The 26362-nt window shown below is 62.4% G+C and carries 22 protein-coding genes and 1 other RNA gene; 8 read left to right on the forward strand and 15 right to left on the reverse strand.

Annotated elements, in window-relative coordinates:
* The first annotated feature begins 119 nt into the window (after positions 1-119).
* The 4 genes from ET418_RS10790 (at position 120) to ET418_RS10805 (ending at position 6409) form a co-directional block, all read left to right on the forward strand.
* Positions 120-2309 carry a glycoside hydrolase family 57 protein gene (locus ET418_RS10790; protein WP_149307629.1) on the forward strand — a complete coding sequence of 730 codons (2190 nt, stop codon included), beginning with the start codon at positions 120-122 and terminating at the stop codon, positions 2307-2309.
* 182 nt (positions 2310-2491) lie between these two features.
* On the forward strand, positions 2492-3517 hold the full coding sequence (galT, locus tag ET418_RS10795) for a galactose-1-phosphate uridylyltransferase (RefSeq protein ID WP_149307630.1): 1026 nt from the start codon (positions 2492-2494) through the stop codon (positions 3515-3517).
* A gap of 104 nt (positions 3518-3621) precedes the next feature.
* A complete protein-coding gene (locus ET418_RS10800; RefSeq protein ID WP_149307631.1) occupies positions 3622-5433 on the forward strand; it encodes a carbon starvation CstA family protein in 1812 nt (603 codons plus the stop codon).
* 109 nt (positions 5434-5542) lie between these two features.
* Positions 5543-6409 (forward strand): TIGR02757 family protein, encoded by an 867-nt coding sequence (locus ET418_RS10805; RefSeq protein WP_149307632.1) that lies wholly within the window; start codon positions 5543-5545, stop codon positions 6407-6409.
* Positions 6410-6730: 321 nt separating this feature from the next.
* On the opposite strand, the gene ET418_RS10810 is transcribed toward ET418_RS10805, so the two are convergent.
* The 12 genes from ET418_RS10810 to ET418_RS10860 all read right to left on the reverse strand — a co-directional run bounded on the left by ET418_RS10810 (position 6731) and on the right by ET418_RS10860 (position 19479).
* Positions 6731-7429 (reverse strand): endonuclease III domain-containing protein, encoded by a 699-nt coding sequence (locus ET418_RS10810; RefSeq protein ID WP_149307633.1) that lies wholly within the window; start codon positions 7427-7429, stop codon positions 6731-6733.
* On the reverse strand, positions 7426-8301 hold the full coding sequence (locus ET418_RS10815) for an SDR family oxidoreductase (protein WP_149307634.1): 876 nt from the start codon (positions 8299-8301) through the stop codon (positions 7426-7428). The genes ET418_RS10810 and ET418_RS10815 overlap by 4 nt, the downstream gene beginning before the upstream one ends.
* 132 nt (positions 8302-8433) lie before the next feature.
* Positions 8434-12006 (reverse strand): pyruvate:ferredoxin (flavodoxin) oxidoreductase, encoded by a 3573-nt coding sequence (gene nifJ, locus ET418_RS10820; protein WP_149307635.1) that lies wholly within the window; start codon positions 12004-12006, stop codon positions 8434-8436.
* A 190-nt stretch (positions 12007-12196) separates the two neighbouring features.
* Positions 12197-12790 carry a recombination mediator RecR gene (gene recR / locus ET418_RS10825; RefSeq protein ID WP_149307636.1) on the reverse strand — a complete coding sequence of 198 codons (594 nt, stop codon included), beginning with the start codon at positions 12788-12790 and terminating at the stop codon, positions 12197-12199.
* Between the two features lie 255 nt (positions 12791-13045).
* On the reverse strand, positions 13046-13360 hold the full coding sequence (locus ET418_RS10830; RefSeq protein ID WP_149307637.1) for a YbaB/EbfC family nucleoid-associated protein: 315 nt from the start codon (positions 13358-13360) through the stop codon (positions 13046-13048).
* Between the two features lie 64 nt (positions 13361-13424).
* Positions 13425-15125, reverse strand: coding sequence for a DNA polymerase III subunit gamma/tau (dnaX, locus tag ET418_RS10835; RefSeq protein ID WP_149307638.1), 1701 nt, complete (start codon positions 15123-15125; stop codon positions 13425-13427).
* Positions 15126-15251: 126 nt separating this feature from the next.
* Positions 15252-15349: signal recognition particle sRNA small type (gene ffs, locus ET418_RS10840), an RNA gene on the reverse strand.
* A gap of 158 nt (positions 15350-15507) precedes the next feature.
* Positions 15508-15972: a septal ring lytic transglycosylase RlpA family protein gene (locus ET418_RS10845; protein WP_149307639.1), complete on the reverse strand. Its 465-nt coding sequence runs from the start codon at positions 15970-15972 to the stop codon at positions 15508-15510.
* 91 nt (positions 15973-16063) lie between these two features.
* On the reverse strand, positions 16064-16945 hold the full coding sequence (locus ET418_RS10850; protein ID WP_149307640.1) for a complex I NDUFA9 subunit family protein: 882 nt from the start codon (positions 16943-16945) through the stop codon (positions 16064-16066).
* Positions 16946-17059: 114 nt separating this feature from the next.
* Complete coding sequence (recD, locus tag ET418_RS10855; protein WP_149307641.1) at positions 17060-18790, reverse strand: exodeoxyribonuclease V subunit alpha; 1731 nt, start codon at positions 18788-18790, stop codon at positions 17060-17062.
* The gene (locus ET418_RS18550) at positions 18787-18912 is read right to left on the reverse strand and encodes a hypothetical protein (protein ID WP_274596132.1); all 126 of its coding nucleotides are present in this window, start codon (positions 18910-18912) and stop codon (positions 18787-18789) included. The genes recD and ET418_RS18550 overlap by 4 nt, the downstream gene beginning before the upstream one ends.
* Before the next feature lie 117 nt (positions 18913-19029).
* The gene (locus tag ET418_RS10860) at positions 19030-19479 is read right to left on the reverse strand and encodes a YqaA family protein (protein ID WP_149307642.1); all 450 of its coding nucleotides are present in this window, start codon (positions 19477-19479) and stop codon (positions 19030-19032) included.
* Between the two features lie 121 nt (positions 19480-19600).
* On the opposite strand from ET418_RS10860, the gene ET418_RS10865 reads away from it, so the two are divergent.
* From ET418_RS10865 to ET418_RS18155, 4 genes are all read left to right on the forward strand, one after another.
* Positions 19601-20635 (forward strand): helix-turn-helix transcriptional regulator, encoded by a 1035-nt coding sequence (locus ET418_RS10865; protein ID WP_149307643.1) that lies wholly within the window; start codon positions 19601-19603, stop codon positions 20633-20635.
* Between the two features lie 129 nt (positions 20636-20764).
* The gene (locus ET418_RS10870; RefSeq protein WP_149307644.1) at positions 20765-21910 is read left to right on the forward strand and encodes a class I SAM-dependent methyltransferase; all 1146 of its coding nucleotides are present in this window, start codon (positions 20765-20767) and stop codon (positions 21908-21910) included.
* Positions 21911-22561 (forward strand): HAD family hydrolase, encoded by a 651-nt coding sequence (locus tag ET418_RS18150; RefSeq protein ID WP_188055479.1) that lies wholly within the window; start codon positions 21911-21913, stop codon positions 22559-22561.
* A 41-nt stretch (positions 22562-22602) separates the two neighbouring features.
* Positions 22603-23058, forward strand: coding sequence for a ferritin family protein (locus tag ET418_RS18155; RefSeq protein ID WP_188055481.1), 456 nt, complete (start codon positions 22603-22605; stop codon positions 23056-23058).
* A gap of 45 nt (positions 23059-23103) precedes the next feature.
* On the opposite strand, the gene ET418_RS10880 is transcribed toward ET418_RS18155, so the two are convergent.
* The 3 genes from ET418_RS10880 to ET418_RS10890 all read right to left on the reverse strand — a co-directional run bounded on the left by ET418_RS10880 (position 23104) and on the right by ET418_RS10890 (position 26293).
* Entirely contained in the window at positions 23104-24696 is a 1593-nt protein-coding gene (locus ET418_RS10880; protein ID WP_149307645.1) for a methyl-accepting chemotaxis protein, read from the reverse strand.
* A 282-nt stretch (positions 24697-24978) separates the two neighbouring features.
* Positions 24979-25935 (reverse strand): RluA family pseudouridine synthase, encoded by a 957-nt coding sequence (locus tag ET418_RS10885; RefSeq protein WP_149307646.1) that lies wholly within the window; start codon positions 25933-25935, stop codon positions 24979-24981.
* Between the two features lie 94 nt (positions 25936-26029).
* Positions 26030-26293 (reverse strand): hypothetical protein, encoded by a 264-nt coding sequence (locus ET418_RS10890; protein ID WP_149307647.1) that lies wholly within the window; start codon positions 26291-26293, stop codon positions 26030-26032.
* Positions 26294-26362 lie beyond the last annotated feature (69 nt).

Genomic DNA, 26362 nt, shown 5'->3' on the forward strand with positions numbered 1-26362 from the left:
CCCGCGAGACAAGCTCTGAGGAGGCGTGAGCTTTGCTACGCCGCACGAAAGGGCTTTCGAGGGCGAAGGCCTGATGGCTGTTTTTCAACAACCTCCCAAGAGACAAGGAGCCGCCTGAGATGCCGATTCCACTCGACGTGGTCATCATATGGCATATGCACCAGCCATACTATAAGGACCCGCTCAAGAACGAGTACGCGCTCCCCTGGACCTATCTGCACGGCATCAAGGATTATTTCGACATGCCGGCCATTGTGGAGGATACCCCGGGGGCAAAGGCGGTCTTCAACCTGGTTCCGTCCCTGATCGAGCAGATTCTGGATTATGCCGCCGGCACCGCCGTGGACCCATTCCTGGAAAGGGGCAAGGCGGCCCCGGCCGACCTGGGGGAGGATGACCGCATCTTCCTGCTGGAGAATTTCTTTTCCGCCAACCGGCAGCGCATGATCGAACCGTCCCGCCGCTACCTGGAACTGCTCTATATGGCGGGCGAGGGAAAACCGGGCAGCGCCCGGGACCGGGTCCGACACTTCAGCGACCAGGACCTGCTGGACCTCCAGGTCCTCTTTTTCCTGGCGTGGACCGGCGAGGCCTCCCGCCGGCGCTATCCGGCCTTTGCCGAACTGGCGGCCAAGGGGGAGGAGTTCACCGCTGCCGACAAGGAGTTGCTCTTTGCCACCCAGCGGGAACTGCTGCAGGCCATCATCCCGTGCTACCAGCGTCTGCACCGGGAAGGGCGGGTCGAGTTGGCCGTTTCCCCCTACTACCATCCCATCCTGCCGCTGTTGTGCGATGTCCGCAGCGCCCAGACCGCCATGCCGCGCGTCACGCTGCCCACAGCCGCCTTTCGTCACCCCGAAGACGCCCGCGCCCAGATCATGCGCGGCATCGACTACTTCAAGCAGGTCTTCGGCTTTACCCCCACCGGCATGTGGCCGTCGGAGGGATCGGTCAGCAACGAGGCGCTGGAGATCATCGCCGAAAACGGCATCGGGTGGATCGCCACGGATGAAGACATCCTGGTCAAAAGCCTCGAAGGGGGCCTGGGGGAGCACAAGGAACGCCTCTACCGCCCCTGGCGTTTTGCCTGCCGGCACGGCGAGATCGGCGCATTCTTTCGCGACCACCAACTCTCCGATCTGGTCGGTTTCACCTACTCCCAGTGGGATGCGGGCCGGGCCGTGGCGGATTTTTGCGGGCGGCTGCACGCCATCAAGGGGCGTGCCAGCGGCGAAGGGAGGGTGATCCCGATCTGCCTGGACGGCGAGAACGCCTGGGAGTATTATCCCAACAACGCCTATGACTTTCTGCAGGGTCTGTACCGAGGCATTGCCGAGTCGCCGGCCCTCAACCTGACCGTCTGTTCCGACGTCCTGGCCCGCAACAGCTTCGACGGCCGGCTGCACGGCATCCATCCCGGCTCGTGGATCAACGCCAACTACGGCATCTGGATCGGCCACCCGGAGGAGAACCTGGCCTGGGACCTGCTGGCCACGACGCGGAACGCCGCCGTCTCCCGCAACCCGGCCGTGGCCGAAGCCCTGGCGAGCGGGAAACCGGCTACGGATGCCGCAGTGGAGATGATCTGCCGCTCACTGTACGCCGCCGAGGGGAGCGACTGGTTCTGGTGGTACGGAGACGATCATTTTTCACCCCACAGCGACCGGTTCGACCGGCTCTTCCGCCAGCATCTGATGAACGTTTACCGGCTGCTGGGGATCGACACGCCGCGCGAGCTCCTGGAAGCGATCAAGAAAAAGAGCCCGGCCGGGCTGATCCGGGAACCGGCCGGTTTCATCGACCCCGAGATCAACGGCAAGATCAGCGACTACTTCGAATGGCTGGCAGCCGGCCTCTACGACCTGACCCGCCAGGGTTCGGCCATGCATTCCTCGGACCGCATGCTGCAGAGTTTCTACTACGGCTACAACAAGGACCATCTGTTCTTCCGCATCGACGGCATCCAGGAACTCTCCCGGATGCTGCGGGAGATCGACGTACTCAACCTGCACCTGATCTATGACCGGGAATACCGGCTGCCCCTGCAGATGCGCGCCGACGAGGGTCTCCTGCAGGTCAGGGACAACAACGGCTGGGTGCCGACCAGCGGCCATTGCCGCTGGAAAATCGCCAAGACCTGCGAGGTCGCTATCCCGCTGGAGGCCATCAATCCGGCCCCCAAGAGCAAGCTGTTCGTTTCGGTGACCTTGGTGCGCGACAACGAGGAGATCGGCCGCTGGCCCACGGATGCGCCGTTGATGATCTATTATGCGGGGCCGGAAATAGAATTGGACAACTGGCTCATATAGGACAACGCCATATTTGAGCGCTGAGGGCGTTGGCTCGTCGGAAGCTTGTCGGCATAGCGCTGCTATGCCTCTGTCGCTTCCTCCTCGCCGCCACCCCCATCATCTCAAATCTGACGTTGCTGAAGTAGGTAGATGGTTCTGGATGATGGAATTTACTACGATACACGGGTGAGGAGCTTACCATGTCAGAACTTCGCTGGGATCCCATAAAGCTGCACTGGGTCATCATCGCCACCGAGCGCGGCAGGCGGCCGCGGGATTTCCATGTCGAGCCGGAGGGGGACGGCATGACCGCCTGCCCCTTCTGCTACGGCAACGAGGACAAGACGCCGCCCGAGATCTTCGCCATCCGCCCCAGCGGCATGCCCAACGCGGCCAACTGGCGGGTGCGGGTGATCCCCAACAAATACCCGGCGCTGCGGGTGGAGGGGGAACTGAACAACCGCGGCTATGGATTATACGATGTGATGAACGGCATCGGCGCCCACGAAGTGGTCATTGAAACCCCCGACCACAGCCGCAGCATGGCCGACCTCACCCCCCACGAGATCACCGACGTCCTGACCGCCTACCGGGCGCGCTATCAGGACCTGCGCAAGGATTTCCGCTTCCGCTACATGGTGCTCTTCAAGAATCACGGGCTCCGGGCCGGGGCGACCCTGAACCACTCCCACAGCCAGTTGATCGCCGTGCCGCTCCTCCCCCCGGTTGCCGCCACCCAACTCAAGGTGGCGCGCAACTACTTCAACACCAAGGAACGCTGCATCTTCTGCGACCTGATCGCGTTCGAACTGGACTGCGGCGAGCGGGTGGTGCGGGAGTTTTCCAACTTCGTCACCCTGACCCCCTATGCCTCCAGCTCCCCCTTTGAACTGCGGCTGTATCCCAAACGCCACAGCCACGACTTTGCCCTGATGAACGACGCCCAACTGGCCGAACTGGCCGTGGCCATGAAGGACATGCTGCTCAGGGTCAAAAACGTGCTGCGGGATGCGCCCTACAATTTCATCCTCCACACCGCCCCCCCCATGCACCGGCGGCCCGGGAAACCGACCCACTGGAACTCCCTGGAACAGGACTATCACTGGCATATCGAACTGGTACCGCGTTTGACCCAGGTTGCCGGCTTCGAATGGGGCACCGGGTTCTACATCAACCCCACGTCGCCCGAGGATGCGGCCAGCTTCCTGCGGGAAGCGGACGTATGATGCGATCCCCCGTAAATAACGTTGACAGCATGGCACAATCGGCATATTGAAATGAGAATCGCACGAAACTGCCCGTCGCGATTCCACTCACAGGAGGACTTGTTATGAATGCACTCACCCTGGTCTTCGTCGCCCTCTGCGTCTTTGCCATTGCCTACCGCTTCTATGGCTTGTTCATCGCCAGCAGGGTGCTCGAACTCAAGGATGACCGGGAGACTCCCGCCGTGACCATGGCCGACGGCCACGACTACGTCAAAACCAACAAATACATCCTCTTCGGCCACCATTTCGCGGCCATAGCTGCAGCCGGGCCTCTTCTGGGACCGGTGCTGGCGGCGCAGTTCGGCTTCCTCCCCGGCGCGCTCTGGATCATCGTCGGCTGCGTCCTGGCCGGAGCGGTCCACGACACCATCGTGCTGTTCGCCTCGGTCCGCCACAAGGGCAAGAGCCTGGCCCGCATCGCCGAGTACGAGATCGGCAAGACCACCGGCACCGTGGCCTCCTTTGCCGTACTCTTCATCCTGATCCTGACCCTGGCCGGCCTCTCCATCGCGGTGGTCAACGCCATGTTTTCCAGCCCCTGGGGGACCTACACCGTCTTCTGCACCATCCCCATCGCCATCCTGATGGGCATCTACCTCCAGAAGATCCGGCCCGGCGACGTGAAGGGGGCCAGCGTAATCGGCGTTGTGCTGCTCTTCTTCGCCATCGTCACCGGCCCGTTCATTGCCGCCGACCCGGTCCTGGCGGGGCTGTTCACCTTCAGCAAGAAACAGATCGCCCTGTTCATCCCGGTGTACGGCTTCTTCGCCTCGGTCCTGCCGGTCTGGCTGCTCCTCACCCCTCGGGACTACCTCTCCACCTACCTGAAGATCGGCACCATCGTCATGCTGACCCTGGGGATCGTAGTCGTCCACCCGAACCTCTCCATGGAGCCGGTAACCAAATATATCTCCGGCGGCGGCCCGATCATACCGGGCGCGGTCTTCCCCTTCATCTTCATCACCATCGCCTGCGGCGCTCTGTCCGGGTTCCATGCCATCATCGGCACCGGCACCACCCCCAAGATGATCGGCAACGAGAAGGAGATCCTCTTCATCGGCTACGGCGCCATGCTGACCGAAGGCTTCGTGGCGATCATGGCCCTGATCGCCGCCTGCGTGCTGGTCCCGGCCGATTACTTCGCCATCAATGCCGCTCCCAAGGCCTTCCAGGCCCTTGGCATGGTGCCGGTGCACCTGCCCGAACTGGCGGCCGAGGTTGGTGAGCAGGTGCAGGGGCGGCCGGGCGGCGCCGTCTCCTTGGCGGTCGGCATGGCCTATATCTTCTCCGCCGTACCCTTCATGAAGAGCATGATGGCCTATTGGTACCACTTCGCCATCATGTTCGAGGCGGTCTTCATCCTGACCGCCGTGGATGCCGGCACCCGCGTGGGCCGCTATTTGCTCCAGGAGATGCTGAGCAAGGTCGTGCCTAAATTCGGCGACTTCACCTGGAAGCCGGGCATCGCCATTGCCAGCTTTCTCTTCACCGCTTCCTGGGGGTATCTGGTCTATACCGGCGACATCACCACCATCTGGCCCCTGTTCGGCATGAGCAACCAACTCCTGGCCACCAGTGGCCTGATCATCGGCACAACCATGCTGATCCGGCTCGGCAAGGCCCGATATGCCTGGGTAACCGCCATCCCCGGCATCTTCATGATCCCGGTCACCATGTCCGCCGGCTATCTCAACATCACCAAAAACTACCTGCCCAAGGGGCTGACCCTGCTGGCGATCCTCTCGGTGGTGCTGATGGTCCTCATGGCGATCGTCTTCATCTCCGCCTTTGTCAAATGGTATCAACTGATGCGGGTCAAGGAGCCGGTTTCCGACCAGTACGGCGACATGGTGCTTGAGGAGGTGGAGGAGTAAGCCCCCTTCACAGCCCCATGCGCAACGTCATTTCCGGCCCGTTTCCCTCCAAAGGGAGCGGGCCGGGGAATTCTTGCTGTTCCCCATCCCGAGTCCACCTGAGTACCCGATGCCACGTACCCTTGACCTGAAAACCTGCCTCGACGACCTGTACGCCGCCCGGTCTGCCGCCCACCTGGCCAACGACCCGCTCTCCTTCTGCCACCGCTACGGGGAGCCGGCCGACCGGGAGGTGGCCGCCGTCATCGCTTCATCCTTCGCCTACGGCGGGATCAAGATCATCCTGCGCACCCTGGAGAGGGTCTTCGCCGAACTGGGGCCATCGCCGCGCCGTTTTGTCGAGCGTTTCGACCCCAAGCCGGGATTGAGGACGTTCGACGGCTTCAAACACCGCTTCAACGACGGCCGGGACCTGTGCGCCCTCTTGTGGGCCTGCCGGCTGATGATCGAGGAGAGCGGCAGCATCAACGCCTTCTTTACCCGCTTTCACGATAGCGGGGCCGAGGATGCGACAGCCGCCCTCGACGGCTATGCGTCGGCCGTGCGGGGCCTGGATTACCGGCCCATATTTCGGAAGAGCACCATCCCCGCCGACTCCTACTTCCCCTTTTTCTTCCCCGCACCCGCATCGGGCAGTGCCTGCAAGCGCCTCTGCATGTTCCTGCGCTGGGTGGTGCGCCCGGCCGACGGCATCGACCTGGGGCTCTGGCAGGGAATCTCGCCCGCCCAACTGGTCATCCCGGTGGACACCCATATCAGCCGCATCTGCTCCTACCTGGGCTTTACCCAGAGAAAGAACGCCGACTGGCGCATGGCCCAAGAAATCACGGCCAGCCTGCGGCTCCTCGATCCCACAGACCCGGTCAAATACGACTTCTCCCTGGCCCACCTGGGCATCAGCGAGGGGTGCACCGGCACCGATCCCCTCCGCTGCCTGAACTGCGCCATCGCCGGGGTTTGCCCGCAGGCGGCCTGAATTCACCGCAGTAAACCGATAAACCATTTAAAACGCCAATAAATCAAGGTGGATTCAATCCGAATAATCGATTTGTCTTGTTCGTTTTTCAGGTTGGACCCGTAGCTGAGCGGGATGAAAATTTTAGGGCGGCCAACAAAAAAACACCCCGGCAACTAGGAGGGAAAGTCACCAGGGCAAATGAGGGTTCTTAGGGAACCCTCGCAATGTTTTCTGTAACTATATTTTACCAGAAGGCCCCTACCCTGGCAAGCGACAAAAATACTATAACGGTACAGTATCACGGACAAATGCCGGATAAGCCTACCAAATTAGTCAGGGTCAGACACGGCAGCCGGAAAGGGAGGTGGGGCACTGCGGCGCCAACGGGCAGCCGGCGCACAACGGGCGGGTGCGGCAGAAGGCCTTGCACTCCTCCACGATCAGGGCGTGGTACTCGTTGAACAGCGCGGCATCGCCGGGAAGATGCTCCATGAACAGCCGGCGGGTCTCGTCGTAGCCGGCATCAACCGGCAGCAGTCCCAGGCGGTGGAACAGGCGCCGGGTGTAGGCATCCACCACAAAGGTCGGCTTGTTCCCGGCGTAGAGCAGGATCGCATCGCAGGTCTCCGGGCCGATACCGCGCACCTTCAGCAACTCCTGGCGCAGGTCGCGCCACTCGCCGTTGAACAGCACGTCCAGGGAGCCGTTGTGGCACTCCCGGAGCCACCCCACAAACCCCTTGATCCTGGCGCTCTTGACGTTGTAGTAGCCGGCCGGCCGGATCAGTTCCGCCAGGCGACCCGTTTCAATCGCCTCTATCCCCTCCATGGTCAGTACCCGGGCCCCCTTCAGGGCGCTAATGGCTTTCTCCACGTTGGTCCAGGCGGTGTTCTGGGTCAGGATCGCCCCGATGCAGACCTCGAAGGGGGTCTCGGCCGGCCACCAGAACCGGGGGCCGAAGTGCTCCAGCAACGGGAGGAAGATCGCCTTGAGCCGTTCCCCGGTGGGGGAGAGGTGTGCCGTTGCCAGGAGGTTCATGCCGCCTCGACCGAGGCGACAAGCCCCTGATCCATGGTGGGATACCGCAACCTGACCCCCAACTTCTTCAACAGGAGGGAATTGTCCACCACCCGCGACTCGCTCACGTAGGAGAACATCAGGGGGGACATGACCTGGCGCGCCTCATCCAGCGTCACCTGGGGCTGGCGGGGCATACCCAGGGCGTCCGCGGCGGCGTTGAAGTAGCTGGTCATACTGGTTGGATGGCCGTCGCTGACGTTGAAGATTGCGCCATTCTCACCCTTCTCGACGGCCGCCAGGCAGACCTGCGCCAGGTCGTCGGCATGGATGCGGTTGCTGGGGCCGGACTCCTCTTCCTTGAGAAGCGGCTGCCCCTGGCTGATCTGCATCAACGGCAGGCGGCCGGGGCCGTAGATGCCGCTGATGCGCAGGATGACCACCGCCGTGCCGTGGGCCGCCCCGAAGGCCCGGAAGGTCGCTTCGGCATCGAGCCGTCGCTTGCCCATGGCCGATGCCGGGGCGGTGGGCGAACTCTCCGTCACCACGCCGCCGTTAGTTTCGCTGTAGACCGAGGTGGCACCCAGGTAGACGATCTTTGCAGGCGGCGACGCGGCCAGGGTGGCGCAGAAATTCCTGGCCCGGGTGTCGAAGAGCCCGCCGCCCGGCGGTGGTACGCAGTACAGCACCACCCCTCCGGCCGTCGCATCCGGCAACCGTATCCCGGCCGGGTCGTCCAGTGTGGCGACCATCGTCCCGAAGCCCGACTGTTCCAGGGCCTCGCCATGCTCCGCCGACCTGACCAGACATGTCGTTCCGTATCCCGCGTCCCGCGCCAGGCGGGCGACGCGCCGGCCGATGTAGCCGCAACCGATTATGAACAGTTTTTTCATGGTCCCTCACCGAATAACAGAATATAGCTGCCCTCACGGCCGCACGAGAGCGACTCGCCAGCGGCGGCAGAAGGAAAAAGGCCCCGTGCATGCCACGGGGCCTTATTGTGATGCGATTTGCTTATGACAACCCTACTTCGGTTCGTCGTAGGTCAGCGCCGCCAGCTTCTGGAAATAGGCGAAACGGCTGGCGGTGAAGGCAGTGGCCTTCTTCATCAGTTTGGCCGCGGCGTCGGGATTGCTCTTCTGGAGCACCTTCCAGCGGTTCTCCCCGTAGGCGTACTCTTCCAGAGTGATGGTCGGCGCCTTGCTGTCCAGTTGCAGGGGGTTCTTGCTCTCGGCGGCCAGAGCCGGGTTGTAGCGGTAGAGCGGCCAGTAGCCGGACTGCACCGCCTTTTTCTGCTCGTCCACGGCGGTGGTCATGTTGATGCCGTGGGCAATGCAGTGGGCATAGGCGATGATCAGGGACGGGCCGTCGTAGGCCTCGGCCTCCAGCATGGCCTTGACGCACTGTGCAGGGTTGGAGAGGGAGACCGTGGCCACGTAGACCGAGCCGTAGGCCATGGCCATCATGCCCAGATCCTTCTTGGCCACCGACTTGCCGCCGGCGGCGAACTGGGCCACGGCGCCCATGGGGGTGGACTTGGAGGCCTGGCCGCCGGTGTTGGAGTAGACCTCCGTATCGAGCACGATCAGGTTGATGTTCTTGCCCGAGGCGATGACGTGGTCCAAGCCGCCGTAGCCGATGTCGTAGGCCCAGCCGTCGCCGCCGATGCACCATACCGACTTCTTCACCAGGTAGTCGGCGATGGGCACGAGGAGCTGTGCGGTCTGATCCTTGCTCCCCTTCAGGGCCGCCTTCAGCTTGTCAACGCGGCCGCGCTGCTGCTCGATACCGGCCTGGGTGGACTGGTCCGCCCCGATGATCTCCTTGATCAGCTTGGCGCTGGCGGCGAAGGCCTTGCTGCCGGCAAGCTCGTTCAGGTACTCCAGGGCCGACGTGTTGAACTGGTCCACGGTCAGGCGCATGCCGAAACCGAATTCGGCGTTGTCCTCGAACAGCGAGTTGGACCAGGCCGGCCCACGCCCATCGGCCCGCTGGGCCCAGGGGGTGGTGGGGAGGTTGCCGCCGTAGATGGAGGTACAGCCGGTGGCGTTGGCGATCAGCATCCGGTCGCCGAACAGCTGGGAGAGCAGCTTCAGGTAGGGGGTCTCGCCGCAGCCGGCGCAGGCGCCGGAGAATTCGAACAGCGGGCGCACCAACTGGTTGCTGCGCAGGGTTTCCAGCTTCACCTGGGTCGGGTCCACGTCGGGCAGATTGAGGAAGAACTCGAAATTTTCGGCCTCCTGGGCGCGCAGGGGGGGCTGAAAGTGCATGTCCAGGGCCTTGTGATCCGGGTTCTGCTTGTCCTTGGCCGGGCAGTTGTGGGAGCAGGCACCGCAGCCGGTGCAATCCTCCGGGGCCACCTGGACGGTGAACTTCTTGCCGGCCATCTCGGGGATCTTGCAATCCGCGGACTTGAAGCTGGCCGGAGCGCCCTTGAGCAGCTTGGCGTCATAGGCCTTCATGCGCACCACGGCGTGGGGGCAGACGAACGAGCAGATGCCGCACTGGATACAGAGCTTGTCGTCCCACACCGGGATGTCGATAGCGATGTTGCGCTTCTCGTACTGGGAGGTGGCGGTGGGGAAGGTACCGTCGGCCGGCATCTTGGAGACCGGCAGGTCGTCGCCCAGGCCGGCCACGATCACCCCGGTTACCTCCTTGACGAACTTGGGTGCCTTGGCGGAAACGGCAGCGGCCATCCGCAGCTTGCTGGTGGCCTTGGAGGGCACCTTGACCTCGTACAGGTTGTTCAGGCCGGCTTCCACCGCCTTGTAGTTCATCTCCAGCACCTTCTCGCCGGCCTTGCCGTAGGACTTCTTGATGGCGTTCTTGATGGAGGCCACGGCGGTCTTGAGCGGAATGATGCTGGAAATCTTGAAGAATGAGGTCTGCATGATCACGTTGATGCGGGGTCCCAGGCCGATCTCGTTGCCCAGCTTGACGCCGTCGATCACGTAGAACTTGAGCTTCTTGTCGATGATCTGCTGCTGCACCTCTTTCGGTATGCGGTCCCACGCCTCGTCGTGGTCGAAGGGGGCGTTGAGCAGGAAGGTGGCCCCTTTCTTGGCCTTGGAGAGCATGTCGTACTTTTCCAGGAAGGAGAAGTTGTGGCACGCCACGAAATCGGCCTCCTGAACCAGATAGGGAGCGCGGATCGGCTTCTTGCCGAAGCGCAGGTGCGACGTGGTCATGGAGCCGGCCTTCTTGGAGTCGTAGACGAAGTAGGCCTGGGCGTTGTTCTTGGTCTCCTCGCCGATGATCTTGATGGAGTTTTTGTTGGCGCCCACGGTGCCGTCCGAACCCAGGCCGTAGAACATGGCCTGGTAGACACCGTCCATGGGGTTCTTGTACTCCCGGTCCACCTTCAGGCTACAGTTGGTGACATCCTCCTCGATACCGACCACGTAGTGGTTCTTGGGGGTCTTGGCCTTGAGGTTGTCGAGCACGGCCTTGGCCATGGCGGGGTTGAACTCCTTGGAGCCCAAGCCGTAACGGCCGCCGACGATGACCGGGTAGCCCTTGAAGGAGAACTTCTTCTCGGCCATGGCCTCGCCGATGGCGGTGCGCACATCCAGGTAGAGCGGCTCTCCCAGGGCGCCAGGCTCTTTGGTGCGGTCGAGCACGGCGATCTTCTTGACGCTCTTGGGCAGGGCCTTGATGAAGGCGTCCAGCGGGAAGGGGCGGTAAAGATGGATCTTCACCACGCCGACCTTTTCCCCCTTTTTGACCAGGTTTTCCACGGTTTCCTGGACCACATCGGCGCCCGAGCCCATCACGATCACCACGCGGTCCGCGTCCTTGGCCCCCACGTAATCCACCAGCTTGTACTTGCGTCCGGTCAGCTTAGCGAATTTGGCCATTTCCTCCACGACGATGTCGATGCATTTGGGATAGTAGGGGTTGACCGTTTCACGCCCCTGGAAGTAGACATCCGGGTTCTGGGCCGTGCCGCGCATCATCGGGCGGTCGGGGCAGAGCCCGCGCCCCTTGTGCTCGGCGATCAGCTTGTCGTCCAGCATGGCGCGCATGTCGTCGAAGGTGAGCTCCTCAACCTTGAGGACCTCGTGGGAGGTGCGGAAGCCGTCGAAGAAGTGCAGGAACGGCACCCGGGCGCGCAGGGTGGCGGACTGGGCAATCATGGCGAAGTCCATCGACTCCTGGACGTTGTTGGAACAGAGCATGGCCCAACCGGTGGAACGGCAGGACATGACGTCCGAGTGGTCGCCGAAGATCGACAGGGCCTGGGCCGCGATGGCCCGGGCCGAGACGTGGAACACGGTGGAGGTCAGCTCCCCGGCGATCTTGAACATATTGGGGATCATGAGCAGGAGCCCCTGGCTGGCGGTGAAGGTGGTGGTCAATGCCCCGGCCTGCAACGCGCCGTGGACCGCCCCGGCGGCGCCCCCCTCGGACTGCATCTCCACGACGCTGGGGATGTTGCCCCAGATATTTCTCTCGCCTGCGGCGCTCTTGGCGTCGGATATCTCACCCATCACCGATGACGGAGTGATCGGATAGATGGCAATGACCTCGTTGGTGGCGTGTGCCACGTGGGCAGCAGCGGTATTGCCGTCGATGGTTACCATTTTTCTGCTCATGGGTTCCTCCTGTTTGTGATTATCCTGGCTATCGATCTTGATCCGAATCGTAATTTATAATTTTACCATGCCATGGAAATGACGCCACCTAGCTGTTGAAACTCAGGTTGTTCAAAAACAGTCAGATCGTTGCACCCGCACGAAGGGGCTTTCGAGGATGAAGGCCTGATGGCTGTTTTTCAACAACCTGTTACAGCTCGTTTCGCCCCTGGAGCGCCCACTGGACCGTGGCCGCATCGACAAATTCAATATCGCTTCCCAGCGGGATACCGTGGGCCAGGCGAGTGACCTTCACCCCGTACGGCTTGAGCGCCTTGGTCAGATAAAGGGCCGTCGCCTCCCCCTCCACCGTAAAGTTGGTGGCAATGACCACCTCATTGACCCCGCCGCGTCCGACCCGCTCCAGCAGTTCGGGGATGCGCAGGTCGGAAGGGCCGATGCCTCCCAGGGGCGAGATCGCCCCCTCAAGGACATGGTACATCCCCTGGTAGGCGTTGCTCCGTTCCAGGGCCATCAGATCCTGGGAGTTCTCCACCACGCAGATCGTGCCGCCATCCCGATTGCCGGTACAGATGGCGCAGGGGTCATCCTCGGTGACGGCAAAACAGTTGGAGCAGGCGTGAACCCTGGTGCGGACCTCCTGAAGGGATTCCGCCAGCGCCGTCATGTTGTGAGGAGATTTGAGAAGATGGAACGCCAGCCGCAGGGCCGTACGTTCGCCGATACCGGGCAACTTCTTCAGTTCTCCAACCAGACGCATCAATGAGGAAGATTTTGTTAGCATATTTCCCGACACAAATAAAACATTTTTTTAAAATTATAGCATGGATAAAAAATATGCTCCCCCGACACGGAACGGGCCGGCAGACGACCGAATACCCTGGAGGAGCACATATGAATGACTTTCATGCCCGCAGTAGTACGGTAACGGCCTTTGCCGTATACGCTACTGACTATTAGCCGAACTAAAACTTTTAGTCAAATTAAAAAAGTTAGCTGCCAATATGCTTGCAGAAACGGCGTCGGACGCCCGTGGGAACTAGAAGAGCCCCGGGATGTTCATACCGCCGGTGATCTTGGACATTTCCTCGGAGATTTCACTGTGGACGCTTTTCATTGCTTCATTTACCGCAGCGATGATAAGGTCTTGCAGCATTTCCACATCATTCGGATCAACGGCTTCCTTTTTTATCGAAAGTGAAACTATTTCGTTCTTGCCGTTGACCTGAACGTTCACCGCACCGCCGCCCGAGGACGCTTCGGCTGTCCGCTGGCTCGCCTCTTCCTGGAGCCTCGCCATTTTCTGCTGAATCATCTGGGCCTGTTTCATGATGCTTGCCAAACCTTTTGACATCTGTGCCTCCCTGGGTGTGAAATGCTCTAAAACCTGGTTATATGATTGTTTTCCCGTCGGAACGCTACGCCTTGCGGATATCCGTAACAATGCCGCCGAAGATCCGTGCCGCCTCATTGATCACCGGGTGTCCTGCGACTTCCCGCTTCAGATCCTCCATCAGGTGTTCGTTATCGCTCTTTTTTTTTTCGGCCAGCGACTGGGGGGTCTCACCGGTTTCGGGCCTGATCGCCTTGATCCTGATCACCGTCTCATGCCCCGTAAACTCCTGCGCCAGCGTCCTGATCTCGGCGATGAAATCCGCATCCTGGGCCATGTCGAGATAATAGCCGGCCGGGAAGCCGATCTCCATCTGCCCCGGTTCCAGCTTGAGCGGGCTCCCGTGCTCCAGCACCGACCCGTTGGCCGGGCGTTTCTCGATGCAGAACGCCACAAAACGCTCCCAGTCGGCGTACCCTCCCCGCGCCTGCGGTCGCACCGGCGGCTGTTGGGCAGCCGCGGCGGCCGGTTGCGGAGCTGGCTCGTCACGGGGCGGCGCCGGGCGTTGCGCCGGTGCAGCGGCGGCGGTAGCCGCTGGAGCGGCCGGCCGGCCGGCGTCCCAGGGGAGCACAGGGGTATGGACCGCCCCGGTTTCAAGCCCCTTGATCTTCTCCAACAATTCCTGGATCGGGATGACCGGCACGAGGGTGGCCGCTTTGAGCAGCGCAATCTCCAGGATCAGGCGGGGAAAGGTGGCGTACGCCATCTCCGTTTCCGCCTTCAGGAGCAGGGTCAGGCGACGCTGGATCTCCTGGGCGGAAAAGCCCCCCGCCTGACGGCGCAGCTCTTCCAGCTCCGCCTCGGCAAGGTCGAGGATCTCCTCGGGGCTCTTCACCGAGCGGATCACCAGGAGATTGCGGAAGTGGTCGATCAACTCCTGGCAGAACTGGCGCATATTGTAACCGACCCCATCCACCCGTTTCACGCCGGCCAGCACCCCCTGGGTGTCGCCGGCAAAGACCGCAGCGGAAATCTCGGCCAGCAGGCGGCGATCCACGGCCCCGATCATGGTGGCCACGTCCTCGTCGCTCACGCTATTGCCACAGAAGGCCAGCACCTGATCGAAAACCGACAGGGAGTCGCGCATGCTGCCGTCGCCTTTGCGGGCGATCATGGCCAGGGCGGCATCGCTGATGGAGATGCCCTCCTCGCCGGCGATGAAGCGCAGACGCTCGATCAGCTTCGGCAGAAGGATGCGTTTGAAATCGAAACGCTGGCAGCGGGAGAGGATGGTGACCGGAACCTTATGGGGCTCGGTGGTGGCAAAGATGAACTTTACATGGGCCGGCGGCTCCTCCAGGGTCTTCAGCAGGGCGTTGAAGGCGCTGGTGGAGAGCATGTGGACTTCGTCGATGATGAATATCTTGTACCGGCTATGGGAGGGGAGATACTTGATGTTGTCGCGCAGGTCGCGCACATCGTCCACGCCCGTATTGGAGGCGCCGTCGATCTCGAAGACGTCGGTGGAGGTGCCGTCGGTGATCTCCTTGCAGATCGGGCAGGCGTTGCACGGCTCGGTGGTCAGCCCCTGCTCGCAGTTGAGCGCCTTGGCCAGGATGCGGGCCGAGCTGGTCTTGCCGACGCCCCGGGCGCCGGTGAACAGGAAGGCATGGGCCACCCGACCGGTGTCGATGGCGTTTTGCAGCGTACGGCTGACATGCTCCTGGCCGGTCAGCTCTGAGAAGGTCTGGGGGCGATATTTACGGGCGAGAACAACGTAGGACAAAGGGGCGTTACCTCACAAGGGCTGCGTTCGGAGGTCATGAAACCGCGTGCAGTGCCGGCGGGACAGCTCTCACTGCAAGCCGGTCAAGGGATGCAACGCCTTCACAACCTGCTTGCAGGCGGATATGATAGCCGGGCTTACCCACGGCACACGGGGAAGCCGCTGCCGTTGCTTCCTTCCGGACCTGGCGGAGTTCACGGCGTACCGTTGCGTGGGGCCCGGCTATCATATCCGCCTGCAAACGAGGAACTGCAGAACGCGGCGTTTTCCAGCTATAAAAGGAGTATCAGCGTACCATGTCGCCACGGCTTTGTCAAAACGATTTCATCGACCCGGCAGCCTGCGGAAGAGTGCAACAATGGTGGAAATGGGGATGTTGGCGTTAGGTGGGCTTTTCCAGTTTTTCCTGCAACAGGGGGATGATCACGACCTTGATCCTGCCCTTGCCCCACAAACCGATCTTCTTGGCCGCCGCGCGGGACAGGTCGATGAAGTGGAAGGCCTTTCTGGCGCAACGGTCGGTGATCGTAACATGCACCTCCTGGTGGGTGGCCGGGTTGACGACCCGCACCACGGTGCCAAGGGGCAGGCTTTCATGGGCAGCGGTCAGTTTGTCGGGGTGATAGCGGTGCCCCGACGTGGTCCTGCGCCCCTCGAAGCGTTTGGCGTAGTAGGAGGCAAACCCTTCCATCGGCTCCAGCGGGCTGCTCTTCAGGATGAGCCCCTCGAGCACCTCCTCCAGTTTGGCCGGCTCCGCCCCGGCGGCGACGGCAGGCGTGGTGACGGCACACGTCAGCAGCAGCCCGATCCCGGCGGCAAGCATATATATGGTTGAGCGTCCTGTCATAGTGAATTCTCCGTACGTTGTTTTATACAATAAAACAATCGTCGTGTCAAGCCCAGGGCAAAACCGCTGTTTACCGCACTTCCGAGGAGGACTATTGGGTGAGATATTCGCCGATCCCCTCCTTGAACCCCTTGGGCTCGAAGCCAAAGGTCTGCTTCCAGCGGCCGTCGCAGATATTCTCCTCCACCAGCATCTGCAACTGGTCCATGGTGATTGGGAATCGGGGGATGCCCTGCAGGGCCGGAATGGCCAGTTTCATCAACCCCAGGGGGAGGCGGGGCTTGAACGGTGCCGGTTTGCCCAGGGCGGCGGCAACCGCATCCAGCAGATCCACATACCTCAGGCGGTCGTTGCCGCACAGCTCATAGCACTGGCCGATGGTCGCGGGCATCTCCAGGGCCAGGGCGAAGCAGCGGGCCACGTCGTCGGCATGGATCGGCTGGAGACGGTACGCCCCGCTGCCGATGACCGGCGCCACCGGCGCCAGGCGCATCTGGCGGGCAAGCATGCCGACGAAGGCGTCCTTCGGCCCGAAGATCAGGGAGGGGCGCAGGATGGTCCAGTCGAGGCCGCTGTTACGCACCAGCTCCTCGGCCCGGAACTTGGTCCTGTGGTACGATGAGACGGCATCCGGCCTCGTCCCCAGGGCCGACATCTGCACATAGCGCCGAATGCCGGCCTGTTTGGCGGCCGCCAGCATGTTGGCCGTGGCCTGCACGTGCAGCCGTTCGAAGGTCACCCCTCTGCCGGGGAACTCACGGATGATGCCCACCAGGTTCATCACGGCGTCGCATCCGGCAACGGCTCGTCCAAAGTCCTCCGGGCGGGTGACGTCCCCCTCCACCTGTTCTACACTCTCAGGGGGCGCGCCGCGCCGATGTACCAGCAGGCGCAGTTGGTGCCCCTGCCGGAGCAGCTCATGGGACACATGTTCACCGACAAAACCGGTTCCACCTGCGATGAATACCCTCATGGCGCCCTCCCGAGCCCCGCGCCGGTCCGTCCAACCAGTGGGCGGCCGACGCGGAATGATACCAAGCGGCCTACATAGCGGCACGGCCGCGCCGCCCGATAGCCACACAAACCGTTACTGGGGCCGGCTTTCGCCCCACAACCGTTCCCGAAGTCCCGAACTCCTGACGGTACACCGCTCCACCGTGCGGAGAAAGACCTCTTCGGTCCCCCAGATCTCCACATGGGACCTGGCCCGCGTAACCGCGGTATAGAGCAGCTCGCGGCTCAGTGCTTCCGAAACACGCTCCGGCAGGATCAGGAGCACCCTGTCGAACTCCGAGCCCTGGCTCTTGTGGACGGTCAGGGCGAACGCGCTTTCATGGGGCGGCAGGCGCAGGGGAGAAAGACGGCGGAGCGTCCCGTCCGGGTCATTGAACCAGACAGCCAGGCCGCCGGAAGCCGGGTCGTCCATCATGACGCCGGTGTCGCCGTTGAACAGCCCCAACTCATAATTGTTGCCCGTTACCATGACCGGCATCAGGCGGTCATCCCGGCCATGCAGTCCCAATGCATCCCTACAGAGCCGGTTCAGGCTTTCCACCCCCCAGGCCCCTTCACGGTGGGGGGCGAGGACCCGGAAGCGGTCCAGTTCGTCCAGGGCCGCCCCAGGGGTCGCGGCACGGCTGTAGGCGGCGTAACCGAGCTGTACGCGTTCTCTGAAGAGCTGGCCGAAGGCGGGGCCGGCGGGCAGGGGACGCCAGACCACATCGCTGTACCTCCCGGACACGAGCAGGTCCAGGGCCGCCGCGCCGTCACCGGCATTGACCAGGCGGCTCAGGTTGCCGATACCGCTGTCGAGGCCGAAACGGTAACTTCTGGACAACTGGACCACCGCGGGACGGCCCGGCTCCCCGACGTCAGAAGCGGCCGGCCCCGAACAGATGTCGGCCAGCACGGCGCCGGCTTCCACCGAGGCGAGCTGATCCCGGTCGCCCAACAGGACCAGCCGGGCGCTGTCGGGCAACGCCTCCAGCAACCGGGCCATGAGCGGCAGATCGACCATGGAGGCTTCGTCCACCACCAACACGGAGCACTCCAGGCGGTTTTCGCGGTTGTGGCGATAGGAGGCCTTTCCCGGCACGGCGCCCAGCAGGCGATGGATGGTGACCACCTCCGTCGGCAGCATCTGCCGAAGGTTCTCGGGGAGCGGCAGTTGCTCCGTTGCCTGCATGATGGAGCGCTTCAGGCGCATGGCGGCCTTGCCGGTGGGGGTCGCCAGGACGATGCGCAGCGGTTCGTGGGCCAGTTCGGCGACCAGGGCCAGAATCCGGGCCACGGTGGCGGTCTTGCCGGTTCCGGGGCCGCCTGATACCACGGCGACCCCCCGGGTCAGGGCCAACCGGGCGGCTTCCCGCTGCTGATCGGGTTCACCGTCGCGTGCGGAGGGAAAATAGCGTTCCAGGGCGGCAGACAGGAACCTGTCGTCCACCGTTCGCGCCACGCTGCGCAGCAGGATGCCATCGGCCACCTGCCGTTCGTAATCCCAACTGCGGTGCAGGTAGAGGCGGCCGCCATCCAGCACCAAAGGTGCATAGTCGCCCGGCCGGCCGACCGTCACGCACGGTTCGAGCGCCCCCAGCCAGTGGGAGGGGTCGGATATCCGCCATTGGCGGTCCGAAGCGTGCTGCGACACGATCTCGGTTCCGCATAGCGCAGTCGGGTCGAGGCAGATGTTCCCCCGGCAGGTTGCGTTGCTCACCAGGGCCGCCGCCAGCCAGAGCCCTTCGCAGGGGTGGGGGTCGATGCGGTGGATAAAATCTGCAAAATGCCGGTCCAGGCTGCTCAGTTGAAGGGTTTCGGTCATGGGGGCGCTTGTCCCTTGTCGTGTTTCCCGAAGGAATTTTCATACATCGTGCCGTTGAAAACGGTCAGACGGTTCTTGCGGGTGCGCGTGCCGATATACATGGCTTCGTCGGCATTGGCCATGACCGTGCGCACGTCCCCGCCATAAACGGGCGCAGATATCGGAACCGCGGACCGAGGAGGCAATCATGGCCGCCACGATGCCCCCCGGAAAGGCCATGAGGTCCCCAGGAGTTCCCGTCAGCCAGCTATCCGCAAGGTTATCCAGGCGGTCACCGCGTAGCGCAGCAATTTCCCCGACGCCACCAGGACCGAAAAGAGCCCGAAGTTGATGCGCATCATCCCCCCCACCATGCAGAGCGGATCACCGATCACCGGCAACCAGGAGAAGAACAGGGAAAAGGCACCATACCGGCGGTAGCGGCTGCGGGCACGTTCCTCCTGCTCCTGCGAGATGCGCAGGACCGTTTCGATCAGCCAGCGTCCGCCGTACATGCCGATCAGCCAGGTCGTCACCGCCCCCAGGTAGTTGCCGGCAGTGGCCGTTGCCACCGCCGTCAGCGGCTCGTACCCCTTGACGAGCATCAGCACCAGCAGCCACTCCGAACCCAACGGCAACAGGGTCGAGGCCAGGAAGCTCAGGGCGAACAGGGCCGTGTACCCCGGCTGATTGAGCCAATCGCGCACCATGACAGTATATGTCAGAAATGTATTGTCAAAATGGCTCAATCGTTTACAATATCCTCCCGTTCCTGATCCCGTATCCGTGATCACATTGTAGCGATAATTCACAATTCGGCAAGGGGGAAGCATGCAGAAAGGAAAACCGGCCAAAAAGTATTCCCAGGCGGGCCGACTGCACAGCATTATCCGGCTGTTCGAGGCCCGGCGAGGCATGACCCTGGACGACCTGGCGGAGGAGTGCGGCGTTGACCGGCGCACCATCCATCGCGATCTGAACGCCGTGGAGGAGGCCGGCTACACCCTCACCTCCGAGTGGCAGGAAGGGAAAAAGGTCTACAGCTTTCTGACCAAATCCCGCAACATCCCCCCCATCACCTTCACCCTCCCCCAGTTGATGTCCCTCTACCTGCTGCGCTCCCTGGGCGTCTACCTGGTAGGCACCCCCTTCCAGGCGGAGATCGAGGAGTTGTTCCGCGCCATCACCTCGGTCCTGCCCGACCGCTACGCGGCACACCTGGACCGGATCGCGCGGGTCTCCCTGCCGATCCTCCACGGAGCCCGGGACTACTCCGCCGCGGCCGGCTATTTCGAGGGGCTGCAACGCGCCCTGCTGCATCAGTACCGGGTCCGCCTGAGCTATGCCAAAAAGGGGCGGGACGAACATGATGAGTACGAAACCGACCCCTACACCCTGGTCTTCCACAAGGGGGGCATCTACCTGCTGGGGTATGCCCACAACCGCAAGGCCATGCGCCTGTTCGCCCTGGAGCGGATTCGCGGGATCGAGGTAACCCGGCAACGGTTCGAGATCCCCGAGGGGTATCAGCCGGAAGCCCATTTCAAAAGTGCCTTCGGCCTGGTCAGCGATACCCCCATGAAAGTCAGGGTCCGCTTCTCGCCGGATGTCGCCCATGCCGTGAAGGAGCGCATCTGGATGCCGGACCAAAAGATGAGGACCGACAAGGAGGGCCGACTGACGCTCGAGTTCGAGGCCGCCGGGGAGATGGAACTGGTATCCTGGATACTCTCCTACGGCATGCACGCCGAGGTGCTCGACCCGCCCGAGTTGCGGCGGGAGGTGAAGCGCCAGGTGCGCGAGATGCGCCAGTACTACCGCAGCAAGGAGAAAAAACCCGAGAAGGCCGACAAACGGCCTGTTTGACTTTGCCTGTAGCGTGAATTATAACCGAAATACGTGAAGTCGTGATGCCCGAGCGGCGGAGCGACAGGGGCCGTCCAGGCATCACGACTTCAGAAGATACCTTTTATCCAAGGGCACGGGCCGGAACCGATGACAGACGACACCCAGCTTCACGACATACTTATCAAACGTATCGCAGCGGCGGGAAGGATCACCTTTGCCTCCTTCATGGAGGCCTGCCTGTACGAACCGGGGCTGGGGTATTACACCTCGCCGGGACGCAAGGTGGGCGCGGAGGGTGACTTCTACACCAGTATCTCGGTGCATGCCGCCTTCGGCCGGGTCATCGCCCGGGAGACCGCCCAGATGTGGCGCTGCCTCGGCTCGCCCGCCACGTTCACCCTGGTGGAGTGCGGTGCCGGCAACGGTCGCCTGGCGTGCGACATCATGGACTATCTGGCCGAGCGGGAACCGGAGATGTACGCCGGCCTGGACCTGGTGCTGGTGGAGCGGGAGCCCTCCCTGCAGGCCGCCCAGGCCGAGCTTCTGGCCCGCCACCGGGAGCGGCTCCGTTGGCTCCCGCCAGAGATCTTCGGGACGGACGGTTTCAGCTTCAGCGGTTGCCTCTACTCCAACGAACTGATCGACGCCCTGCCGGTGCACCGGGTGGTGATGACACCGGAGGGGTTGCGGGAGATCTATGTTACCCTCAGGGACGGTGGATTCGCCGAAGAGATGGGGGCACTGTCCACGCCCGCCATCGCCGCCTATCTGGAGCGCATCAAGGTAACGCTCCTGCCCGGCCAGCAGGCCGAGGTCAACCTGGCCGCCCCGGAGTGGCTGGCTGCGGCCGCCCGATCATTGCAGCGCGGTTTCGTCCTGACCATCGACTACGGCTACCCGGCGGAGGAACTCTATGCGCCCCAGCGCAAGCAGGGGACACTCCTCTGCTATTATCGCCACCAGGTGGAGGATGATCCCTATGTCCGCCTGGGACGCCAGGACATCACCTCCCACGTGGACTTCACCAGCCTGATGCGCCGGGGAGAGGAACTGGGGCTGGAACCGGTCTGGTTCGGCGAACAGTGCCGCTTCCTGCTCTCGGCCGGCATCGTGGAGGAGATCGAGGAGTCCGAACGCTCGACGGCATCCGAAAAGGAGAAGCTCAAGGTGCGATTGGCCTTGAAGAAGCTGATCATGCCCGAGGGGGGCATGGGCGATACCTTCCGGGTCCTGATCCAGGCCAGAGGGGTCGAGAGCCCCCGCCTGCTCTGCCAGCGCCGGATAGGGGGCTGAATGCCGGAATGCTCTCTTTCCGCCATCCGCGGCATCATCTTCGATCTGGACGGCACCCTGTATGTGTCGGACCCGTTTGCGGCGACCATCCAGGATACGGCTGTCGGCTATATCGCGTCCCTCAAGGGGGTTAGCGACGACGAGGCCCGTTCGCTCATGACCGCCACCCGCTCATGGCTTTCCGAGGTACATGACATTACCCCGACCCTCTCGGCGGTCTGCACCGAATTGGGCGGCAGCATCAGGGACCTGCACGCGCTTTTCGAGGCCCGGCTGCGGCCCGAGGCCTATCTGGTGCGTGATGAACGGGTCACCGCCCTGCTGGAACGCCTGTCCCGGCGTTTTGAACTCGCACTCTTTACCAACAACAACCGCGCCCTGACGGCTCGCATCACCGGATACCTGGGGCTGGACGGCTTTTTCCGGCAGGTCTTCGCCATTGACGACCAATGGCTCGCCAAACCGCACGAAATGATACTGGACCACGTGCTGAACCGGCTCGGCCTGGCTCCCGCCGAGGCGCTTTTCGTCGGGGACCGCTACGATGTGGACCTGCGGCTGCCCGAGCAGCGGGGCTGCCCGGTCTATCTCAGCCAGAGCATCGAACAACTACTGCGGCTGGAGGAGTTGCTGTACCGACCCTCCCCTTGAGGGGATGTCCGCGAACACACGACGACAAAGGAGGCAAACTCATGACCCAAAGCAAGGAGATGCTCGACGCCATCATGCGCGCCATCGAGCTTGAAAAAGAGACCTTCGACCTGTACGTGAAGGCCGAACACAAGACCTTCAACCCTGCCGGAAAACGTATCTTCAAGTGGTTGGCCAAAACCGAGGAAGAGCACTACATGAAGCTGACCGAGCTGTACCACTCCCTGCACGAGGGCGGTCGCTGGGTATTTTACGGCGGCTCCAGCTTCGAGCTCGAGCCGAGCGGCAGCGATGAGCAGCAGGTCAGTTTCGACACCGACGACACCGAGGCCCTGAAGATCGCCCAGAAAATCGAGAAGCGCGGCATGGTCTATTATGAGGAACTGATCGCCAAGACCGGCGACCCGGACGGCAGGGCGATGCTGGAGACCCTCAGAAACGAGGAGGTCGAGCACTTGCGGGTAATCACCGAAAAGCTGGAGGGATTGAAAGGATGACCGACAAAAAGGCCCGCTTTTGGCGGGCCTTTTTGCTACACGCACCTATGCAAGGCGGAATCTTCTTACCTCTTCCTGCAGTGTTGCAGCTAGGCGGGCGAGATCGGAGGCTGCCTGGGCCGACTCCTGGGCGCCATGGGCGGTGTCATCCACCACCTGGCTCATTTGCTGGATATTACTGGTGATCTCGTGGGTGGTGGCCGTCTGCTGCTCCGCCGCCGTGGCAATCTGATTGACCTCCATGGCAACCTCGTTGACCTTGTCGAGGATCACATGCAGGGCTTGCCCGGAACTGGTCGCTCCCTCGCTTCCCCGCTCGACCTCATGCACTCCCTCTTCCATTATGGCCACGGCACCCCGGGTTTCCGCCTGGATGGCCTTGATCATCTCCCCGATCTCACGGGTGGCCTTGGTGGTGCGTTCGGCAAGCGCCCGCACCTCGTCGGCCACAACCGCAAAACCGCGCCCCTGCTCCCCGGCGCGAGCGGCCTCAATGGCGGCATTCAGCGCCAGCAGATTGGTCTGATCGGCGATATCCTCGATGGTACTGACGATTGCACCTATTTGATCGGAACGTTTCCCCAGCGCCTCCACCGTGCGTGCCGACTCGGAGACCTTGTCGCTGATACGACTCATGCCGGTGATGGTCGACTCGACGACCTCGGCGCCATCCCGCGCAGAGTCGCTCGCCTGGCGGGCGCCATCCGCCACGCGCCCACAGTTTTGGGCAATCTCACCGCTGGTGGCGGCCATCTCCTCGCTGGCGGTCGCCACGGCATTGGCCTGTGCTGCGACCTCTTCGGCGCCCGTGGCGATTCGCACCGAACTTGCCGAGAGCTGTGATGAAGCAGCGGAAACCTGCAGGGCGCTCTCGTTCATAGACTGGATGATCCTGCGCAGACTGTCGAGCATGGCGTTCAACCGGATACCCATCTGGCCAAACTCGTCTCGATTTTTCACATTCACCTGTACCGTAAGGTCGTTATCGGCAACACGGTCTATGGCTGCCGAAAAATCGGCTATGCTCTTCCTGATCCCCCGGCCCAGCAACGTGCTGAATACCAGCAGGACGACGGCAGCGCCAAATGCACACGCCATCTGCACATAAACCCGCTGTTGCGCCCGCGCTCGAACCGTCTCACGCGTCGTCTCCATGGCCTTTTTATTGGTTTCCGCCAAAGTGACCAGCGCCTTTCGCACCTCCATGTCGAAGCCATGTCCCAACTGGGTGTCAACCTCGGTGGCATTCGTGTTGACCTCCCGGAGTCCGACCAGTTTATCCATGCTGGCCCGGTAGCCGGCAAGAAGCTGGAGCGCCTGCTCCGCCGCCTTCCGGTCATCTGCATCCGAAAGCGTGATAAACTCCTTGAGATTGCCCTCGATGGCCGCGGTTTCCTTCCGAAACTCCTCCACGTGCTTGGCGTTGCCGCGGATCAGATAGTTTTTGTACGCCCGCATCGCCATACCCATGCGGTCCAACGAATCCGTGGAGAGCTGGACTTGGCGATAATCGCTGCGAAACATCTCATCGTAGCTTCCCACTATGAAACCGGCCGTTGACCAGGAAAGCGCCGCGACAAAAACCAGTACCGCCAGACTGCCAACCATGAGAAACAAAAGTTTTTTTGCTACCGTCATGAAATCCTCCCGATATTGTGCCGCGTATGCGTGGCACAATTTAATCCGGCCCGGGCGTTCCCATAATAAAAATATGCCGAATGGCCGAATACGGCACCCGAACAGTCTATTTTCAGGCATGAATGGTTGTCGCTGCTTTTCAGGGAAAGGGGCATCCCGGGGCGGAAAGGCCCTGGAACAACGGTGGGGGATACAAGGACACAGCCGTGCGTCACAGAAAACGGCGTCACGCGGAACCGGCAGAATGGGGATGCGGGCCTGCCTCCCGCAAGGGAGCTGACTTTAGGCGATACTCTTCCGGAGATAGTCGATCACGGTCGCCATGTCCTCCGGCGGTTCGGTGGTAAACTCCAGAAACTCACCCGTGGTGGGATGGATGAACCCCAACGTGTGGGCGTGCAGCGCCTGCCGTCCCAAGGCCGTGATCAATTTGCGGAGTTGCGTATCGGCGAGGTTGTTGAAGCGTCCGCCGTCGGGGTACAGCGGGTCCCCCAAGAGGGGAAAGCCGGCCTCGGAGAGGTGCACCCTGATCTGGTGGGTGCGTCCGGTCTCCAGGCGCAACTCCACCAGGGACACGCGGGCGTAACGCTCCTTCACGCGCCAGCGCGTTACCGCATGTCTGCCGCTCTTGGCCTTGCCCGACAGACGTATCCGCTCGGTGGGATGGCGGCCGATAATCCCTTCGATCTTGCCCGTATCTTCCTTCGGGCTCCCGTAGATCAGGGCCTGGTAGATGCGTTTGACGGAATGCACGCTGAACTGGTTCGACAGCGACTGGTGGGCGCGGTCGTTCTTGGCCGCCACCAGCACCCCCGAGGTATCCTTGTCCAGACGATGGACGATGCCGGGGCGCAGTTCGCCGCCGATGCCCGACAGGTCGCGGCAGTGGGCCAGCAGGGCGTTCACCAGGGTTCCGGAGCTGTTGCCCGCCCCCGGATGCACCACCATCCCTGCCGCCTTATTGATGACGATCAGGTCGGCATCCTCATAGAGCACCTCCAGCGGGATCGCCTCGGGCTGCGGCTCGGCGGGCTGGGGCGGCGGTATCTCCACCAGGATACGCTCCCCCCCTTTGATCTTCAGGGACGCCCGGGCCGTCTTGCCGTCAACCAGCACATTGCCCGCCTCGATCAGGCGCTGGACCGTGGCGCGCGTCTCCCCTCCCAACTCCCGGCAGATGTAGAGGTCGAGCCGCTGGGGCTCCGTGTCCGGCGGACAGATGAGAATCGTCTGGTTCATAAGCGTTTAAACTCCATGGGTATCAAAAAAGCAGAGGCGCATCCCCTGTGCAGGGGAGCGCCTCCGGAAAAGAACCGCTGCCGTGGCCGCGAGCCTACCAGATGTTCGACTCGATCTTACCGGCCCGCTTGATGAGTACGTCCACCACGGCAATGTCGAAGATACCCTCGGGGCCGACTTCGGGGGACACCCGGGAAAAGAAATGTTGACGCCCCTCTTCCAACTCTTCCCGGAGGACATCGAAGATATTGTCGTTCTTGATGCCGCTCTCCACCTTTTCGGTGTTGTACATGGCCACATCGGAGATGATGGCCCGCGCCAGCCGTTTGGCCTGGTCGGGATTCTCAATCATGTTCATGAGCGCTCTTTCCCCGTCTGTCGAAATTTATATGCCCATACTCGCACAAATTTGAACAAAACTCCAGAA

It is taken from the genome of Oryzomonas rubra, from assembly GCF_008369015.1.
In the GTDB taxonomy this organism is placed as follows: domain Bacteria; phylum Desulfobacterota; class Desulfuromonadia; order Geobacterales; family Pseudopelobacteraceae; genus Oryzomonas; species Oryzomonas japonica.

Excerpts from the sequence above, each read along its gene's own strand:
- recR (WP_149307636.1), bottom strand. The coding sequence starts at position 12,790 with ATGCTAACAAAATCTTCCTCATTGATGCGTCTGGTTGGAGAACTGAAG.
- ET418_RS10885 (WP_149307646.1), bottom strand. The coding sequence starts at position 25,935 with ATGAACCAGACGATTCTCATCTGTCCGCCGGACACGGAGCCCCAGCGG.
- ET418_RS10850 (WP_149307640.1), bottom strand. The coding sequence starts at position 16,945 with ATGAGGGTATTCATCGCAGGTGGAACCGGTTTTGTCGGTGAACATGTG.
- ET418_RS10845 (WP_149307639.1), bottom strand. The coding sequence starts at position 15,972 with ATGACAGGACGCTCAACCATATATATGCTTGCCGCCGGGATCGGGCTG.
- ET418_RS10800 (WP_149307631.1), top strand. The coding sequence starts at position 3,622 with ATGAATGCACTCACCCTGGTCTTCGTCGCCCTCTGCGTCTTTGCCATT.
- ET418_RS10890 (WP_149307647.1), bottom strand. The coding sequence starts at position 26,293 with ATGAACATGATTGAGAATCCCGACCAGGCCAAACGGCTGGCGCGGGCC.
- ET418_RS10805 (WP_149307632.1), top strand. The coding sequence starts at position 5,543 with ATGCCACGTACCCTTGACCTGAAAACCTGCCTCGACGACCTGTACGCC.
- ET418_RS18155 (WP_188055481.1), top strand. The coding sequence starts at position 22,603 with ATGACCCAAAGCAAGGAGATGCTCGACGCCATCATGCGCGCCATCGAG.
- ET418_RS10860 (WP_149307642.1), bottom strand. The coding sequence starts at position 19,479 with ATGGTGCGCGATTGGCTCAATCAGCCGGGGTACACGGCCCTGTTCGCC.
- recD (WP_149307641.1), bottom strand. The coding sequence starts at position 18,790 with ATGACCGAAACCCTTCAACTGAGCAGCCTGGACCGGCATTTTGCAGAT.
- nifJ (WP_149307635.1), bottom strand. The coding sequence starts at position 12,006 with ATGAGCAGAAAAATGGTAACCATCGACGGCAATACCGCTGCTGCCCAC.
- ET418_RS18550 (WP_274596132.1), bottom strand. The coding sequence starts at position 18,912 with ATGGCCAATGCCGACGAAGCCATGTATATCGGCACGCGCACCCGCAAG.
- ET418_RS10810 (WP_149307633.1), bottom strand. The coding sequence starts at position 7,429 with ATGAACCTCCTGGCAACGGCACACCTCTCCCCCACCGGGGAACGGCTC.
- ET418_RS10870 (WP_149307644.1), top strand. The coding sequence starts at position 20,765 with ATGACAGACGACACCCAGCTTCACGACATACTTATCAAACGTATCGCA.
- ET418_RS10830 (WP_149307637.1), bottom strand. The coding sequence starts at position 13,360 with ATGTCAAAAGGTTTGGCAAGCATCATGAAACAGGCCCAGATGATTCAG.
- ET418_RS10865 (WP_149307643.1), top strand. The coding sequence starts at position 19,601 with ATGCAGAAAGGAAAACCGGCCAAAAAGTATTCCCAGGCGGGCCGACTG.
- ET418_RS10815 (WP_149307634.1), bottom strand. The coding sequence starts at position 8,301 with ATGAAAAAACTGTTCATAATCGGTTGCGGCTACATCGGCCGGCGCGTC.
- ET418_RS10880 (WP_149307645.1), bottom strand. The coding sequence starts at position 24,696 with ATGACGGTAGCAAAAAAACTTTTGTTTCTCATGGTTGGCAGTCTGGCG.
- ET418_RS18150 (WP_188055479.1), top strand. The coding sequence starts at position 21,911 with ATGCCGGAATGCTCTCTTTCCGCCATCCGCGGCATCATCTTCGATCTG.
- galT (WP_149307630.1), top strand. The coding sequence starts at position 2,492 with ATGTCAGAACTTCGCTGGGATCCCATAAAGCTGCACTGGGTCATCATC.
- ET418_RS10790 (WP_149307629.1), top strand. The coding sequence starts at position 120 with ATGCCGATTCCACTCGACGTGGTCATCATATGGCATATGCACCAGCCA.